This window comes from Kribbella sp. CA-245084 (genome assembly GCF_050942355.1).
GTDB lineage: Bacteria > Actinomycetota > Actinomycetes > Propionibacteriales > Kribbellaceae > Kribbella.
Window position 1 is genome coordinate 4,340,255 of the sequence record NZ_CP192053.1, and the last position, 15,890, is coordinate 4,356,144.

Annotated in this window: 17 protein-coding genes; 13 read left to right on the forward strand and 4 right to left on the reverse strand. The window is 68.0% G+C overall.

All coding sequences use genetic code 11. From position 1 onward, the window contains the following. Positions 1-38 precede the first annotated feature (38 nt). The gene (gene ddaH / locus ACQPYH_RS20855; RefSeq protein WP_432893786.1) at positions 39-800 is read left to right on the forward strand and encodes a dimethylargininase; all 762 of its coding nucleotides are present in this window, start codon (positions 39-41) and stop codon (positions 798-800) included. Here the strand turns inward: ddaH and ACQPYH_RS20860 are convergent. Together ACQPYH_RS20860 and ACQPYH_RS20865 are read right to left on the reverse strand one after the other, a co-directional pair. Further along, positions 769-1,704 (reverse strand): hypothetical protein, encoded by a 936-nt coding sequence (locus ACQPYH_RS20860; protein ID WP_432893788.1) that lies wholly within the window; start codon positions 1,702-1,704, stop codon positions 769-771. The genes ddaH and ACQPYH_RS20860 overlap by 32 nt on opposite strands. Next, positions 1,697-3,064, reverse strand: coding sequence for a DNA polymerase IV (locus ACQPYH_RS20865; RefSeq protein WP_432893790.1), 1,368 nt, complete (start codon positions 3,062-3,064; stop codon positions 1,697-1,699). Before ACQPYH_RS20865 ends, ACQPYH_RS20860 begins: the two co-directional genes overlap by 8 nt. A 37-nt stretch (positions 3,065-3,101) precedes the next feature. On the opposite strand from ACQPYH_RS20865, the gene ACQPYH_RS20870 reads away from it, so the two are divergent. The 10 genes from ACQPYH_RS20870 to ACQPYH_RS20915 all read left to right on the forward strand — a co-directional run bounded on the left by ACQPYH_RS20870 (position 3,102) and on the right by ACQPYH_RS20915 (position 12,520). Then, positions 3,102-3,863 (forward strand): MBL fold metallo-hydrolase, encoded by a 762-nt coding sequence (locus ACQPYH_RS20870; RefSeq protein ID WP_432893792.1) that lies wholly within the window; start codon positions 3,102-3,104, stop codon positions 3,861-3,863. 65 nt (positions 3,864-3,928) lie between these two features. Beyond that, positions 3,929-5,407: a glutamate--cysteine ligase gene (locus ACQPYH_RS20875; RefSeq protein ID WP_432893794.1), complete on the forward strand. Its 1,479-nt coding sequence runs from the start codon at positions 3,929-3,931 to the stop codon at positions 5,405-5,407. A 345-nt stretch (positions 5,408-5,752) separates the two neighbouring features. After that, positions 5,753-6,166: a universal stress protein gene (locus ACQPYH_RS20880; protein WP_131357832.1), complete on the forward strand. Its 414-nt coding sequence runs from the start codon at positions 5,753-5,755 to the stop codon at positions 6,164-6,166. 1 nt (position 6,167) lies between these two features. Continuing rightward, on the forward strand, positions 6,168-6,788 hold the full coding sequence (locus tag ACQPYH_RS20885) for an HhH-GPD-type base excision DNA repair protein (RefSeq protein WP_130448107.1): 621 nt from the start codon (positions 6,168-6,170) through the stop codon (positions 6,786-6,788). Positions 6,789-7,073: 285 nt separating this feature from the next. Next, positions 7,074-8,390 carry an RNA polymerase sigma factor gene (locus ACQPYH_RS20890; protein ID WP_432893796.1) on the forward strand — a complete coding sequence of 439 codons (1,317 nt, stop codon included), beginning with the start codon at positions 7,074-7,076 and terminating at the stop codon, positions 8,388-8,390. Beyond that, the gene (locus tag ACQPYH_RS20895; protein WP_432893798.1) at positions 8,390-8,668 is read left to right on the forward strand and encodes a DUF6412 domain-containing protein; all 279 of its coding nucleotides are present in this window, start codon (positions 8,390-8,392) and stop codon (positions 8,666-8,668) included. The genes ACQPYH_RS20890 and ACQPYH_RS20895 overlap by 1 nt, the downstream gene beginning before the upstream one ends. Before the next feature lie 45 nt (positions 8,669-8,713). Continuing rightward, positions 8,714-9,391 (forward strand): YidC/Oxa1 family membrane protein insertase, encoded by a 678-nt coding sequence (locus ACQPYH_RS20900; protein ID WP_432893800.1) that lies wholly within the window; start codon positions 8,714-8,716, stop codon positions 9,389-9,391. 73 nt (positions 9,392-9,464) lie between these two features. After that, positions 9,465-10,601 (forward strand): ROK family transcriptional regulator, encoded by a 1,137-nt coding sequence (locus ACQPYH_RS20905; protein WP_432893802.1) that lies wholly within the window; start codon positions 9,465-9,467, stop codon positions 10,599-10,601. Between the two features lie 19 nt (positions 10,602-10,620). Next, positions 10,621-11,463 (forward strand): sugar phosphate isomerase/epimerase family protein, encoded by an 843-nt coding sequence (locus tag ACQPYH_RS20910; protein ID WP_432893804.1) that lies wholly within the window; start codon positions 10,621-10,623, stop codon positions 11,461-11,463. A 1-nt stretch (position 11,464) separates the two neighbouring features. After that, positions 11,465-12,520, forward strand: coding sequence for a Gfo/Idh/MocA family protein (locus ACQPYH_RS20915; RefSeq protein WP_432893806.1), 1,056 nt, complete (start codon positions 11,465-11,467; stop codon positions 12,518-12,520). A 79-nt stretch (positions 12,521-12,599) separates the two neighbouring features. Here the strand turns inward: ACQPYH_RS20915 and ACQPYH_RS20920 are convergent, their stop codons facing one another. Then, entirely contained in the window at positions 12,600-13,409 is an 810-nt protein-coding gene (locus tag ACQPYH_RS20920) for a hypothetical protein (RefSeq protein ID WP_432893808.1), read from the reverse strand. A gap of 76 nt (positions 13,410-13,485) precedes the next feature. Here ACQPYH_RS20920 and ACQPYH_RS20925 point away from each other — a divergent pair, with 76 nt between their 5' ends. After that, positions 13,486-14,112, forward strand: a complete 627-nt coding sequence (locus tag ACQPYH_RS20925) for a class I SAM-dependent methyltransferase (RefSeq protein ID WP_432893810.1) — start codon at positions 13,486-13,488, stop codon at positions 14,110-14,112. 42 nt (positions 14,113-14,154) lie between these two features. Further along, entirely contained in the window at positions 14,155-15,063 is a 909-nt protein-coding gene (gene ppk2 / locus ACQPYH_RS20930) for a polyphosphate kinase 2 (RefSeq protein ID WP_432893812.1), read from the forward strand. 7 nt (positions 15,064-15,070) lie between these two features. Here ppk2 and ACQPYH_RS20935 read toward each other — a convergent pair whose 3' ends face one another. Continuing rightward, positions 15,071-15,859, reverse strand: coding sequence for a methyltransferase domain-containing protein (locus ACQPYH_RS20935; RefSeq protein WP_432893814.1), 789 nt, complete (start codon positions 15,857-15,859; stop codon positions 15,071-15,073). Positions 15,860-15,890 lie beyond the last annotated feature (31 nt).

Consider the following 15,890-nt stretch of genomic DNA (forward strand, 5'->3'; position numbering starts at 1 on the left):
CTCTCGGATGCCTCCTGGTACCCGGATAACCTGCGGACATGCCGACAGCCCTCATCCGTCGTCCCAGCCCACGCCTCGCCGAAGGCCTCGTCACCCACATCGAACGCACGCCTGTCGACATCGACCTCGCCTCGACGCAGTGGCAGCAGTACGTCGATGCGCTGCGCCGCACCGGCTGGTCCACGGTCGAGGTGCCGCCGATCGAGGAGTGCCCGGACAGTGTCTTCATCGAGGACACGATGGTCGTGTACGGCGACCTCGCGGTGATCGCCCGCGCCGGCGCGAACGAGCGACGAGCCGAGGCCGCGGCAGCCGAGGAGACCGTTGCCGCGCAGGGCTACGAGATCCGCCACATCACCGATCCCGGCACGCTCGACGGCGGCGACGTACTGAAGATCGGCTCGACGATCTACGTCGGACAGGGCGGACGGACCAACGCAGCGGGGATCGAGCAACTGCGCGAGGCGTTCGCTCCACTCGGTGCCGACGTACGCACGGTTTCGGTGGAGAAGGTGCTGCATCTGAAGTCGGCTGTGACGGCGTTGCCCGACGGGACGGTGATCGGGTACGAGCCGCTCGTCGATGACCCGTCGGCGTTCGACAGCTTCCGGCCCGTTCCCGAGGAGGCCGGTGCACACGTCGTACTGCTGGGGGAGGACCGGCTGCTGATGGCGGCATCGGCGCCGAGGTCCGCGGAGTTGTTCGCGGAGCTCGGCTACACGCCGGTTGTCGTGGACATCAGTGAGTTCGAGAAGCTCGAAGGATGCGTCACATGCTTGTCGGTGCGGCTTCGCCGGTGAGCACTTGGCGTGCCGCGGCGGCGAGTTGCACCTCACTCTTCTTCCCGCGCCCGTCCGCGAGCTCGCACGCATCGACCAGCGCTGCGCGATAGACCGCGGTGTCGGGATGCGCCGGAGCCGCGTCGCGAACCACCTGGGTCAGCGCTTCGAGTGCCTCCGAGATGTCGCCGCACGCGAGCAGGGCCCGTCCCAACGCGGCCCGATCGCGCACCAACTGCGGATCCCCGGCCAGGAGGCTGTCCTCGTCGGCGGCAACGATGTCCGCGAGCAGCTGAGCCTCGGAGCGGGGCCCGCCGACCATCAGCCGCGCACCGGTCGTGGCCTCGGTCGCCGCTCGGGTCAGCTCGTGATGCGGGCCGAACACCTCCGTCAACTGCGGCGTCACCAACTCGAACCACGCGATCGCGCGCCCGTAGTTCGCCGTCGCCAGCAGGCCTTGCGCCACGCGGAGTCGGAGCCGCAACGTGGCCGGGTCGTCGGCGGCCAGCACGTTCTCCCGCTCGGTCAGCGCCGACTGGTAGAACGGCAACGCCTGCCCCGGCTCGTCCTGCTCCCAGTACGCCTCGGCCTGCCTGTAGCCGGAGTCCGCCTCGAGCTCCGGATAGGTCGCGATCGCCGAGACAGGCTCCCGCCGTACGACGGTCTGCAGCGGCAGCGTGACCACCTTGCGTCCGACGTACGTGCGCCCGCCGGTCGGGATGATGCGGAACTTGCCGACCTTCGACACCGGCAGCCACAGGACCGTGTTGTAGAGCGTCCGCACCGATGACCCGCAGTTCTCGCACACGTCGCGGTGGCCGTAGAACCGGCTGCCCATCGGGCCGGCCGTCCCGGCTGCCCACGCTTCCGACGCCGCCGTACACGGCGCACAGAACGGGTAGACCCCCCGCCGTTCCTCATTCATTCGAGACATTATCCGGGACATTGTGGTCAGTTTCGGGTTCTTCGTCTGCATCCGCACCGATGATGCGCACTTTTGTCAGCGCCGGGTCGTCGATCGCGAACGTCCGGACCGGGCCGGGCGGGGTGTCGGCGGTCTCGAAGCGGACGGTGACGCGACCGCGTCCCGAACCCCACACCCAGCCGCGGCCGTAGTCGGGATGCGCGACATCCTGACCCGGATGGAAGCCGAGCTGGTCGCGCGGCCGGGCGGGCAACTCGATGACCTCGACCGGGGCGTCAGCGTGCTCGTCCTCGGTGAACAGGTCGTCCTGGATCCAGTCGGCCAGTGACGACACGCCGACGCCCAGCAACCGGATGCCGCCGCCGACCTCGCTCTCCTCGAGCAGCCGGCGCGCGACCCGCGCGATCACCCGCGAGTCGTCGGTCGGCCCGGCCAGCGTCGACGATCGGGTGTGCGTGGTGAAGTCGTGCATACGCGTCTTCACGGTGACTGTCCGGCCGGAGAGCTGGGCCTTCTGCAGCCGCTCGGAGACCCGCAGGGACATCCGATCGGCGATCGCGACCAGCAGCGAGCGGTCGATGATGTCGGTCTCGAAGGTGTCCTCGACGCTGACCGACTTGGTCTCGCGGTCGCTCACCACCGGCCGGTCGTCGGCCGCGACAGCGAGCCGGTGCAGGCTGGTGCCGTGCGCTGATCCGATCTGCCGGACCAGCTCGTCCTCGTCGAGCTGCTGCAGATCGGCGACCGTCCGCACGCCGGCCATGCTGAGCCGCTGCGCGGTCGCCGGACCCACACCTGGGATCACGGTCACCTGCATCGGCGCGAGGAACTCCGCCTCGGTCCCGGCCGGGACGACCACCACGCCGTCCGGCTTGTCGAGGTCGCTGGCGATCTTCGCGATCAGCTTCGACGTACCCGCGCCCACCGACGCGGTCAGGCCGCCGCTCACCTTCCGGATCGACTCCTTCAGGTCGCGAGCGATCGCCTCGACGTCGTCAACCGTTAGCCCCCTGAGCCCGCTCGCCGCCAGGTCGATGAACGCCTCGTCGAGCGACAGCGGCTCGACCAGCGGCGACAACGCGCGCATCTCCGCCATGACCGCCTGGCTGCTCTGCCGGTACGCCTCGAAGCGCGGACTCAGGTACGCCGCGTGTGGACACCGCGATCGCGCTTCTGCGGTGGACATCGCTGACCGCACGCCGTACTTGCGGGCCTCGTACGACGCGGTGGACACGACTCCGCGGACGCCGATACCGCCGACGACCACGGGCTTGCCCCGCAGTGACGGCTTGTCCCGCTGCTCGACGGCCGCGAAGAACGCGTCCAGATCGACATGCAGCACCGACGGATCCCCACGCACCTGTCCAGTGTCCCTGGTGTGACCGACAATTCCTGTCATGACGTTTCCCGAGCAGTGGGACGACGGAACCGATCCGTCCACTCCCGCCCACCAGGTCCATTGGTACGACGACCGTACGGCGATCATCCGCCAGGCGCTGCACACCAACTTCGAAGGCCCGTTCCTGTACCTCCTGCTCGGCGACGAACGAGCACTCCTCCTCGACACCGGCACCGGCCACGCACCGCTCCGTCCGCTGATCGAGGAGCTCGCGGGGGACCGGCAGCTCGTCGTCGCCCACACCCACAGCCACGGCGACCACGTCGGCGGCGACGGCGAGTTCGACGAGGTCGTCGGCAAGACGGCTGACGACGTCGCGCAGTACTTCGGGTTCGCGGAGTGGCCGGACGGTGTCGTGCAGTTCGACCTCGGCGGACGCGTGCTCGACATCGTCCCGATCCCGGGCCACCACGCGTCGCACATCGCGACGTACGACCGGAACACGCGGCTGCTGTTCAGCGGCGACTCGCTCTACCCGGGCCGGCTCTACGTCTTCGACTGGGCCGCGTTCCGGGCGAGCGTCGCGCGGCTCGCGGAGTTCGTTGCTGACGGCAATCCGGTCGAGCTGGTGCTGGGCGCGCACATCGAGATGACGCAGGAGCCCGGGCGTGACTACGAGATGGGCGCCGACAAGCATCCCGACGAGCACGAGCTGCAGCTGCAGCCCGCCGTACTGACCGAGCTTGCCGAGGTGCTGACCGAGGCAGGGGACGAGCCCGTGCGGATCGAGCGAAAGGATTTCATCGTCTATCCGGTGTGATTCACCAGGCGGCCGGTGGGCACTTCAGGCACACTGAGCGAAGGAGCCACCAAGGGGAGGCGCTGATGGGTGAGGAAGTCGACCGGGTCGAGTTCACCCGGGCGGACCGGACCGCGTTCCGGGGTCAGGTCCATCGGAATCTGGACGCCTTCGCGCGGATGTTGCGCGAAGCCCGGTTCGCGCCCGAGCGGCCGATGACCGGGATCGAGATCGAGCTGAACCTGGTCGACGAGAAGTGCGACCCGGCGTTCAAGAACACCGAGGTGCTGAGCGCGATCGAGGACGACGCGTTCCAGACCGAGCTCGGCCAGTTCAACATCGAGATCAACGTGCCGCCCGGGCAGATCGACGGACTCGGTCTGGACACGATGGAAGCGAGCATCCGGGACAGCCTGAACGCCGCCGAGGACAAGGCTGCCCGGACCGGCTCGTCGATGGTCGTCGTCGGCATCCTGCCGACCTTGCTGACCGAGCACATCCGCCGCGACGCGCTCAGCACGAACCCGCGGTACGCCTTGCTCAACGATCAGATCTTCGCGGCCCGCGGCGAGGACGTGCAGATCTCGATCGACGGTGTCGAGCGCCTGCAGGTCACCGCGGACAGCATCGTCCCCGAGGCCGCGTGTACGTCGACGCAGTTCCACCTCCAGGTCACGCCGGAGGCCTTCCCGAAGTACTGGAACGCCGCGCAGGCGATCTCCGGCGTACAACTCGCCGTCGGCGCGAACTCACCGTTCCTGTTCGGCAAGGAGTTGCTGCGCGAGACCCGGATCGCGCTGTTCGAACAGGCCGCCGACACGCGCACGCACGAGTTGAAGACCCAGGGCGTCCGGCCGCGGGTCTGGTTCGGTGAACGCTGGATCACCTCGATCTTCGACCTGTTCGAGGAGAACTCGCGCTACTACCCGGCCTTACTGCCGGTGACGTCCGACGAGGATCCGATCGAAGTTCTCGACCGCGGCGACACCCCGGCGCTTTCGGAGTTGCGGTTGCACAACGGGACGATCTATCGCTGGAACCGCCCGGTGTACGACGTTGTCCGGGAGAAGCCGCATCTGCGGGTCGAGAATCGTGTCCTGCCGGCCGGCCCGACGGTCGTCGACACGATCGCCAACGGCGCGTTCTACTTCGGTCTGGTCCGCGCGCTCGCCGACGACGAACGGCCGATCTGGTCGCAGATGTCGTTCAGCGCGGCCGAGGAGAACTTCCACAACGCCGCCCGCAACGGGATCGACGCGGAGGTGTTCTGGCCGGGCGTCGGTACGGCGCGCGCGACCGAGCTCGTGCTCAGACGCCTTCTGCCGTTGGCGGTTCGCGGTCTGGACGCCTGGGGTGTCGACGTGGCGGTCAGGGATCGATTGCTCGGCATCATCGAGCAGCGGTGCCTCAGCGGCCGCAACGGAGCGTCATGGCAGGCCGATGAGTTCCATCGCCTGTATACAAAGGGTTCGCACGGTCGCAAGGACGCGTTGCGCGGGATGCTCCGCCGGTACCGCGACCATATGCACGAGAACACGCCGGTACACGAATGGCCGGTGGACTGAACCGGTTCGGACGCGCGATCGACCCAGGACAACGTAGGACAGGGATTGACGGAACCCCGGTCCTTCTGACGGAACCCGTTCGATCTTGCCCAGGGCAACGGGGTGGGCCGGTTGATGGACGAGTTCGATAACGACCCGGACTACAGGGGTGGCGCGTTGGGTGACAGCCCTGCAAAGGTGTGGCCACCGGAAGGTTAGGCGGGCCCGCCGCGGGTAGTACTCGGGCACCGGCAGCCCTCCGTCACCGCCGCGACACAACAGGTGCAAATGCAGCGGATGCCGACTGCGGTCGGGAGCAGTATCGTTCGAGACGGGTCGACACACACCCGGAGGTGAGGCAGGGCGATGACGACCATCGTCGTGGGTTATGTGCCGAAGGCGGAAGGCCGTGCGGCTCTTCGGCGAGCAGCGGAGGAAGCGACGCTGCGCGACGCGAAGTTGGTGGTGGTGAACTCGCACCGGGGCGGACGCAGCTTCGACAGCGACGAGGCTGCGGCGAGTGATGCCGCTTTGACGGAAGTACGGGAGCAGCTCGATTCCACTGGCGTGCCCTACGAGGTGCGGCAGCTGGTGCGTGGCCTGGACCCGGCGGAGGACCTGGTGGCCGTCGCCGAGCAGGTGCATGCGGAGTTCATCGTGATCGGGCTGCGGCGCCGCTCGCCGGTCGGCAAGCTCATTCTCGGCAGCAACGCGCAGCGGGTGCTGCTCGATGCGCCGTGTCCGGTGCTCGCCGTCAAGGCTGACGAAGGGGAGGACTGAGGTGACTTCGACACGCAGCAGGAAATTGTGCCTCGCACAGCAGCCCGACGCCGACGAGATGTTGAGCAGAGATCCGTTCGCCTTGCTGGTCGGCATGTTGCTGGACCAGCAGATCCCGATGGAGCGCGCGTTCGCGGGCCCGGTCGCGATCTCGAAGCGGATGTTGGGACCGTTCGATCCCGCCACGGTCGCGCATTACGACCCCGACGCGTTCGTCGAGGTGGTGGCCGGTCCGCCGGCGGTGCACCGGTTCCCGACCGCGATGGCGGCGCGGATCCAGACCTTGGCCAAACATCTGGACGAGCAGTACGGCGGTAACGCTTCGTCCCTGTGGTCCGATGTGAAGTCAGGGGACGACCTGCTGGCCAGGCTGTCGGCCCTGCCGGGCTTCGGCGCGCAGAAGGCGAAGATCTTCGTCGCGTTGCTCGGGAAGCAACTCAAGGTCCGCCCGCGCGGCTGGCGTGAGGCGTCCGAGCCGTACGGCGAGGACGGCGCGTTCAAGTCCGTCGCGGATGTGATCGACGTGGCATCGCTGGTGCGGGTGCGACAGTTCAAGCAGGAGCAGCAGGTGGTGCGGCAGCGGGTGGTCGCACGTCCGCTGCGGCAGACACGCAACGGGTGAACACAGACGTATAACGGTTCTGCAGAAGGATGATCGACGACGTACCCTTCGAGTACTGAGCAGATCAGGCCCTTGCCGGCGCGGGAATGCCCGCCCGGCAGGGGCCTGAGTGCACCGTTCCGGGGGGTCGTGCGACGCGTGGCCTTGGTTCGCGGATTACAATGGACTGTTGCCGCCGCCTGACCAGCGAGCAGCCACACAGAGCAGTGCTCACAGACTCAGCAACACCCCGAGCTTCAACAGTCGTACCGCCGTACAAACCCTGCGTCAGACGAGAGGTAATTCGTGTCGTCCAGCTCGTCCGAGAATCTTCCCGCCGAGCCGGCCCGGGCCGTGGCCGCCACCGCCCGCAGCACGGCTCCGAGGACCAGCGCCCGAGTGACCGATCCCGCTGCCAAGAAGGTAGCCGCTAAGAAGGCGGCGGTGAAGACCGCCAGTACCAAGGAGGACGGTATCCCCGCGAAGAAGGTCGCCGCCAAGAAGGCTCCGGCGAAGAAGGCAGTGTCCGAGGCGGGTCTGGCGATCGACCCGAAGACAGGCAAGCCGCGCGCGCTCGACGACGTGGACGAGTCCGACTTCAGTCCGGAAGCGGTGAAGCCGCTGGAGAAGGAGCTCACCGAGGACCAGGGCTTCATCGTCTCCGAGGCCGACGAGACCGACGAGCCCGAGCAGCAGGTGATGGTCGCCGGTGCAACCGCCGACCCGGTCAAGGACTACCTGAAGCAGATCGGCAAGGTCCCGCTGCTGAACGCCGAGCAGGAGGTCGAGCTCGCGAAGCGGATCGAGGCCGGCCTGTTCGCGGAGGAGCAGACCGCCGACGAGGCCGCCAAGCTCAAGGAGAAGGTCCGCGACGAGTACGAGTGGATCTCCGAGGACGGCCGCCGCGCCAAGAACCACCTGCTCGAGGCCAACCTGCGCCTGGTGGTGTCGTTGGCCAAGCGCTACACCGGCCGCGGCATGCTGTTCCTGGACCTGATCCAGGAGGGCAACCTCGGTCTGATCCGCGCGGTGGAGAAGTTCGACTACACCAAGGGCTACAAGTTCTCGACGTACGCCACCTGGTGGATCCGGCAGGCGATCACCCGCGCGATGGCCGACCAGGCCCGGACGATCCGTATCCCGGTGCACATGGTCGAGGTCATCAACAAGCTGGCCCGGGTCCAGCGGCAGATGCTGCAGGACCTCGGCCGGGAGCCCACTCCGGAGGAGCTCGCCAAGGAGCTCGACATGACCCCGGAGAAGGTCATCGAGGTGCAGAAGTACGGCCGCGAGCCGATCTCGCTGCACACTCCGCTCGGTGAGGACGGCGACTCCGAGTTCGGCGACCTGATCGAGGACTCCGAGGCGATCGTGCCGGCCGAGGCGGTCTCGTTCACGCTGCTCCAGGAGCAGCTGCACGCCGTCCTCGACACGCTGTCCGAGCGCGAGGCCGGTGTGGTCTCGATGCGGTTCGGCCTCACCGACGGCCAGCCGAAGACGCTCGACGAGATCGGCAAGGTGTACGGCGTGACCCGCGAGCGGATCCGCCAGATCGAGTCCAAGACCATGTCGAAGCTGCGGCACCCGTCGCGTTCGCAGGTCCTCCGGGACTACCTGGACTGATGACGATGGGGCAGGTGCTCGCCGGCGTGTGGACGCTGGCGATGCCTGCCCTCGGCCCGGACTCGGGCCTGCTGGCCGTCGCCGTGTTCACGGCGGCGGCCGTGCTGTTTCTTGCGGTCCAGGTCTCTGTCGCCCGGACCGCGGCCCAGCGCCCGCTCGCATCGCCGCTCCCGGCGCGTGTCAGCGCCGCCCGGGCCAACGCCCGCCGTACCGCGTATCTCTCCCTCCGGGATCCCGACCTGGCCGGCCGGCCCCGACCACGAGCACCGGGACAGTAGCGCTCTTCCTCGCTACCTGTTCCTTCTCACTCGTGGAGTTCTGCTGTGCCTTCTTTCCTGGAGGCACCGGTCGCCGGTGCCTATCACTTGCTCACGTCCCTCGTCTCGACCCTCCAACCGCTCACCGGCGCGTACGCCGCGGTGATCGCGATCGTGCTCTGCACCCTCGTCGTACGCCTGTGTCTTGTCCCGTTGAGCGTGCGCGCCCAGCGCGGGCTGAAGGCACGCGCGGCGATGATGCCGCAGTTGAAGCAGCTGACCGAACGCCATCGCGGCAACCCCGAACGTCTGCAGCGTGAGGTGGCGAAGCTTCAGTCGGAGTCCGGTACGACGCTGTTCGCCGGGTTCCTTCCGACGCTCGCGCAGCTGCCGTTCTTCTGGCTGATGTACACACTGTTCTCCCGCACGGTCGTGGCGGGGGAGTCGAACCAGTTGATCAGCGGCAGCCTGCTCGGTGCGCCGCTTGGTGTGCACTGGCCGATCTTCGCTGGTACGCCGGCATTCGTCGTCCTGGCTGTTCTACTCGCGGTCGTCGCATGGTTCTCGGCGCGACTGCAGGTGCGCCAACTCGACGCGTCGGCGACGACGTTGTCCCGGCGCCTTGCTCAGCTGTTGCCGTACGGCACGATCCTGACCGTCGCGTTCGTGCCGCTCGCGGCCGGCCTGTACCTGCTGACCACGACCACGTGGACGGTTGCCGAACGGACGATTCTCAACCGCTGACGTCCATTGCCACCCGTCAACCTATTCTGTTACCGTCTTTATTAAAGCCGGTTGCATAACAGGTTTGGGGCCGATGGACACTGTGCGAGGGGCGAATCAGGTCGCCTGTCTGCGCTTCCTGGCAGACGCCGATGATGCGCAGACGGTCGGCGTCATCAGCGCCGGCACCGGCCTGTCCCGCCCGACGGTGCACGCCGTACTCGACGATCTGGTCGAGGCCGGCCTCGTCGAACCGACCGAGCCGTCGACCGCGGGACCAGGCCGTCCGGCGCGAGCCTTCCGGTTCGCCCGGGAGGCCGGTCTCGTGGCCGGCGTCGACCTCGGCCCACGCGGCGTACGGGCGATCATCTGCGACCTGTCCGGCCGTCGCGTCGCCTACACCGAGCTCAGGCAGGAGCCGACGACCGAGCTCATCCGGGACGCCGTACACCTCGCGGCAGACGAGAGCGGGCTGGACCTCGAGCGCCTTCGGGCGGTCGGGGTCGCGCTGCCGGGTGTGATCGAACCCAACGGCTACCTTCGCGCCAGCCTCGCACTGCCAGGGCTGGTCGGCCTGCAGACCGCGGACGTCGTCGGTCAGGACCTGGGCAAACCCGTTGCCGTAGACAACGACATCAAGCTTGCGGCGCTCGCGGAGCAGCGCGTCGGCGCGGGGCGCGGGTACTCCGATGTCGTCTACCTCCAGATCGGTCAACGCCTGTCCGTGTCGATCGTCCTCAACGGGGTGATCCGGCAAGGACGTCACCGCCTGGCCGGCGAACTCGGCGCGCAGCGCGGGATGCGCTGGACGCGGAACGCCCGACGGGGACAGCTGATCTGGGCCTCGCACCCGACCGGCGAGGAAGTTCTGACGGCGGCAGCGCAGGGCGATGCCGACGCGCAGCAGGAGATCGAGGACTTCTGCGCGCAGATCGCCGGGCGCATCGCGACGGTGTTGCTGACCGTGGACCCCGAGGTCGTCGTCGTACGCGGCGGGCTCGCGCAGGACAGCGGCGTACTGCTGCGGCCGCTCGTCGCGGCGGTCGAGAACGAATTGGTTTTCCCCGAACGTCCACCGTTCGTCGCCTCGGCTCTGGGGCGCGAGGCGGTGGTGCTCGGGGCGGTCGGCAACGCGTTCGACCGGTTCGGCTCGGACATCTACGGCGTCAAGGACTATCCGAGTCCGTGGCACCGGATCAGCACTGAATCAGCACCGCTATCAATCCCCTGAACACCTGAGAGGACCACAAGTGAAGCTCGGAGTCAGCTCGTACTGTTTCCGCTCGCTGATGACCAGCGGCGAGATGGACCTGATCGCGGTCCTGGACTGGGTGGCGGCATCCCCGGCCGGGCACATCGAGGTCGCCGCCATGGACGGCGAGTACTACCTGGAGAACCCCGACGTCGTCAACGCGACCGCCAAGCACGCCGAGAACATCGGCGTACCGATCGTGAACTACCTGGTCAGCGGCGACCTGCGGTCGGCGGACGACAAGGAGATCGACCGGCTCCGTCGGCAACTGGATGTCGCGCACCGGTTCGGCGCCCGCATCTTCCGGCACGACGTCGCGCCGTGGTCGTGGCGTGAGCAGGACCCGGGGGAGTTCGAGACGACGTTCGCGCAGGTCGTGGAAGGCTGCCGTGCGGTCGCCGATCACGCCGCCGAGCTGGGGATCACGTCGACGATCGAGAACCACGGCTTCTTCATGAACGGGAGCGACCGGCTCGCGCGGCTCGTGCACGCCGTCGACCGCCCGAACTTCCGCGTCACGCTCGACCTGGGCAACGGGCTGTGCGTCGGCGAGGTGCCCGGCAAGACTGCGGCCGGCCTGATCGACCTCGCTGCCTCGATCGGCGTGAAGGACTTCCACATCCGCCGGTCGGCCGGCGACGGCTGGCTGAAGACGCTGGCCGGCGACTACCTGCTCGGCACGATCTCCGGGCACGGCGACGTGGACCTGCCCGGTCTGCTCGCTCTGGTCAACACCAAGCCCGACGTACCGGTGAGCCTCGAGTTCGAGGGTCTGGAGTCGACCCCGGACGCGATCTCGCGCTCGCTCAACAACATTCTTCGACTGGCAGGAGCTGCCTGACATGACGACCCGCATCGCAGTGATCGGGGTTGGCGCGATCGCGACCCAGCACCTGATCTCGTACCAGAAGAACCCGCAGGCCGAGCTGGTGGCCGTGTGCGATATCGACCAGACGCGGGCCAAGGCACGCGCCGACGAGTTCGGCGTACCGCGGGCCACGGATGTCGTCGACGAGATCCTCAACGATCCCGGCGTCGACGCGGTCAGCATCTGCGTGCCGAACCTGCTGCACGCGAAGATCGCCGAGGCGGCGCTGCGGGCCGGCAAGAACGTGCTGGTCGAGAAGCCGATGTCCGTCACGGTCGCCGAGGCCGAGGCGCTGGTCAAGGCGACCGAGGAGACCGGCAAGGCTCTGCAGATCGGCTACGTACGCCGATTCGCCCCGAATGCCCTGGTGACGAAGCGTTTCCTGGACGAGGGCGAGTTCGGTGACATCTACGCCGCGCGGGCCACGATCATCCGCGCAGCCGGCAACCCCGGTGGTTGGTTCGGCGACGTCAACGTCTCGGGTGGCGGCCCGCTGATCGACCTCGGCGTGCACATCATCGACCTGTGCTGGTACCTGATGGGCATGCCGAAGCCGGTCTCGGTGTCGGGCGCGACGTTCTCGCCGCTCGGTGCGCGCGACAACATCCAGCACCTGACCCGGTACCGCGCTGCGTCCGAGACCAAGGTGAACAACGTCGAGGACTACGCGACCGCGCAGATCCGGTTCGAGGGCGGGGCGGTCCTCGACGTGGACACGTCGTACTCGCTGCACGCACGGAACTCGACGAGCGTGAAGATCCACGGCGACAAGGGCGGCGCCGAGATCGAGCCCGAGCTGCTGATGATCACCGAGCGGCACGACACCCTGCTGCACGTCCAGCCGCAGATCGACTCGCTCGGCTTCGACTTCCAGGTCGGGTTCGCCAACCAGATCGACCACTTCCTGCAGATCTGCCGCGGCGAGATCCCCGCCGACGCGACGGCCGAGCAGGGCCTGGAGATGGCGCGGATGCTGTCGGCGATCTACGAATCCGCGAGGGTCGGCGCCGAGGTGGCGATCACCCGCTGAGCAGGCGCCGCGGCTGAGCCTGGTCAGGGGCGGTCAGGTTCAGCCGCGGTCAGCCTTCGTCTGCAGTTCAGTCGGCAGTTCAGGCGAGCAGTGCGGTTGTGATGGGTTCGGCGTTCTCGTCGAGCCAGGCTTGGCGGTGGCGGATCGTGTCGCCGACTCCTTCGCTCCACATCCGCTGCCAGCCGCCACCGAGGGTTTCGGCGCGGTACTTCATCGTGTGCCACGTGCGCGCGTCCCGGGCGATCGCGAGCTTCATCAGTCGCCTGCGGTCCGGCTCGGACAGGCCGTAAGCATCGGCGAGCAGGCGGCACCGCCTCAGCCGGTCGAGACCGCGCAGTTCGGGATCGAGGTCGGCGTCCTGGCCGAACGGCGCCCACCACAGCATCAGGTTCACGACCTCGCCGGCCCGACTCACCGGACGGACCAGGTCGAAGTCGATCAACGCGTACGCCCGTCCTTCGCGGAAGATGACGTTCTCCGGTGTGACGTCCTGGTGCCCGATCAGCTCCAGCGGGTCGTCGAGCTGAGGCAGACCCGGCGGTTCAATCGGCGCGGGCAGGTTCTGCGGGATCCCGAATCCTTCGATCGCGTCGTGGTACCTGCGCAGCAGCCGGGCGACCGACAGCGCCCGCTCCTCGTCGGCGATCCACGGCGGGCGCGGGCGTCCGGCGACCTCACCCTCGACGTACGTGAGAGCGTGGCGGCCGGCGGAGTCGACGCCGAGGTACCGCGGTGCTCCTTCGAAGCCGGCCTTCTCGAGGTACAGCAGCACGTCCCGGACCAGCTCGTCGCGCTCGCCCGGCGGCCGCCGTACCGTGTCGCCGACGCGGACCAGCCCCTCGGTCACGTCACCGCCGAGCAGTGGAATCTCTTCGCCGTCCTCGATCACCGCAGTGCTCCCTCGTGATTTGCCGATCTGGCAAAGATGTTTGCTTGTCGTCATCGGGTCAACGCAGCATCTTCACATGACGACCGAGGAGCTGTCCGAGAATTACTGGAATTCGTTCTACGCCGAGCGCGACCAGATCTGGAGCGGTCGGCCGAACGTGGTCCTGGTGGACGAGGTATCCGACCTCACGCCGGGGCGCGCGCTCGACCTCGGCTGCGGCGAGGGCGCGGATGCGATTTGGCTCGCGCAACAGGGCTGGACGGTGACCGGGGTCGACATCTCGTCGGTCGCGCTCGGACGGGCGGCGGAGCACGCGAAGGACGCCGGGGTCGAGGACCGGATCGACTGGCAGCAGCACGAGCTCGGGCAGTCGTTCCCGGAGGGCTCGTTCGATCTCGTGTCGGTGCAGTTCCTGCATTCCAAGACCGAGCTGCCACGGGACGCGATTCTGCGGAGCGCGGCCGGCGTGGTCGCGCCTCACGGCGTACTGCTGATCGAGGGGCACATGGGGTTCCCGCCGGGGGAGCACAACCCGCACCCGGACATCCACTTCCCGACGCCTGACGAGGTGATCGAGAGCCTCGACCTGGCGGACGGCGAGTGGGAGACTCAGGTCAGTCGCGTGCACGACCGGGCGCAGGTCATGCGGGATGGTGAGCTGATCAATCGCCGCGACTGCACGGTCAAACTCCGCCGCCGGTGAGGTGTTCACCTGACGGCCACCAAGGGAGCTGAGGCTGGAGGCATGAACACCCCTGACCTGGTCCAAGAGCTCGGCTTTCGCGTCCTCGATGAGGAGGATGACGACCCGGTGCTGCTGCGTGCCGACGGTACGCCGGTCGACACCTGGCGCGAGGGATATCCGTACGGCGAACGGCTGCCGCGGGAGATCTACGACCGGGACAAGCGGCTGCTGCAGATCGAGCTGCTGAAGCTCCAGTACTGGGTGAAGCGCTCGAAGCAGCGGCTGGTGATCGTGTTCGAGGGGCGCGACGCGGCGGGCAAGGGCGGCACGATCAAGCGGTTCATGGAGCACCTGAACCCGCGCGGCGCGAGCATCGTCGCACTCGAGAAGCCGACCGACCGTGAGCAGACCCAGTGGTACTTCCAGCGGTACGTCGCTCACCTGCCGGCCGCCGGTGAGATGACGATGTTCGACCGCTCCTGGTACAACCGCGCGTGCGTCGAGCACGTGATGGGGTACTGCGACCAGGAGCAGTACGAGGAGTTCATGCGCCAGGCACCCGAGTTCGAGCGGATGCTGGTCCGGTCGGGGATCCTGCTGGTCAAGCTGTGGTTCTCGGTGTCGCAGGCGGAACAGCAGACCCGCTTCACCATCCGCCAGATCGACCCGGTGCGGCAGTGGAAGCTTTCGCCGACCGACCTCGCGTCGCTGGACAAGTGGGCGGCGTACACCGAGGCGAAGGAGGCGATGTTCCACTACTCCGACACCGAGCACGCGCCGTGGACCGTTGTGAAGAGCAACGACAAGAAGCGCGCCCGGCTGGAGGCGATGCGCCACGTCCTCAGCCTCTACGACTACACCGACAAAGACGTAGAACTGGTAGGCCAACCCGACCCCAAGATCCTCGGCCCGGCCGCCCAAGTCCTGGAATACGGCGAAACCGCCAACCGCACGTTCCCGAAGCTCTAGAGCGCGGTCACGCCGGTTTGCGGCCCCAGGCGGTGATCATCGGGGCGAGCATGAGGTCCAGGTCGCCGCGTGCGAGGTTCGTGAGGTGGGTCTCGATCTCCTCGGGCGTTGCCAGTTCCGCGGCCAGGAGTTGGTCGCGGACGTGGTGGAGCGTGGCCGATTCCAGGACCGCGCACGCCGGCGACGCGATGGGGAAGTAGGCCTCGGCGCGGACGTCCTCCAGGTCTGACTCACGCAGCAGCCGGGGCAGCGTGCGACCGTATGCGAAGTCCGCGCCGCGCTCGGCCATCAGCGCCCGCATCTGGGCGCGCAGGCGGTTCGCCAGCGCTTCGGCGGGGCCGCGTTCGTCGGGGCAGGCCAGTGGCTGCAGAGCCGGGTCGCCGTCCTCGATGACCAGCCATCCGCCGGGCCGGAGCGCATCGATCATGGTTCGCATCGCGGCCGCGCGATCCTTCAGGTGGACCAGGACGAGCCGGGCGTGGACTAGGTCGAACTGCTCCGCGGGCGGCGGGTCCCGGAGTACGTCGTGCCGGCGTACCTCGAGCACGCCACCGGCCGCGGGCTCGGCCCAGGACACGTCGATGTCCGTGGCCAGCACCCGGCCGCTCGTCCCGACGCGCTTGGCCAGGCCGCGCGGCACGGAGACGCCGCCGGCACCGACCTCCCAGCATCGCCATCCTTCACCGAGTCCGAGGTCGTCGAGGTGACGGAAGGTCCACGGGTCGAAGAGTTCGGCGAGGGCCGCGAATCGTTCGCCGGCCTCGGGGCGACGGTTGTCGAGCAGATAGCGGTTCACTGCACCAGTATGGCGGGGTGAACACCTTCGA

Bases quoted from the DNA above. Each gene is read 5' to 3' on its own strand.
- ddaH (WP_432893786.1), top strand. From the start codon at position 39: ATGCCGACAGCCCTCATCCGTCGTCCCAGCCCACGCCTCGCCGAAGGC.
- ACQPYH_RS20860 (WP_432893788.1), bottom strand. From the start codon at position 1,704: ATGAATGAGGAACGGCGGGGGGTCTACCCGTTCTGTGCGCCGTGTACG.
- ACQPYH_RS20870 (WP_432893792.1), top strand. From the start codon at position 3,102: ATGACGTTTCCCGAGCAGTGGGACGACGGAACCGATCCGTCCACTCCC.
- ACQPYH_RS20875 (WP_432893794.1), top strand. From the start codon at position 3,929: ATGGGTGAGGAAGTCGACCGGGTCGAGTTCACCCGGGCGGACCGGACC.
- ACQPYH_RS20880 (WP_131357832.1), top strand. From the start codon at position 5,753: ATGACGACCATCGTCGTGGGTTATGTGCCGAAGGCGGAAGGCCGTGCG.
- ACQPYH_RS20895 (WP_432893798.1), top strand. From the start codon at position 8,390: ATGACGATGGGGCAGGTGCTCGCCGGCGTGTGGACGCTGGCGATGCCT.
- ACQPYH_RS20905 (WP_432893802.1), top strand. From the start codon at position 9,465: ATGGACACTGTGCGAGGGGCGAATCAGGTCGCCTGTCTGCGCTTCCTG.
- ACQPYH_RS20915 (WP_432893806.1), top strand. From the start codon at position 11,465: ATGACGACCCGCATCGCAGTGATCGGGGTTGGCGCGATCGCGACCCAG.
- ACQPYH_RS20925 (WP_432893810.1), top strand. From the start codon at position 13,486: ATGACGACCGAGGAGCTGTCCGAGAATTACTGGAATTCGTTCTACGCC.
- ppk2 (WP_432893812.1), top strand. From the start codon at position 14,155: ATGAACACCCCTGACCTGGTCCAAGAGCTCGGCTTTCGCGTCCTCGAT.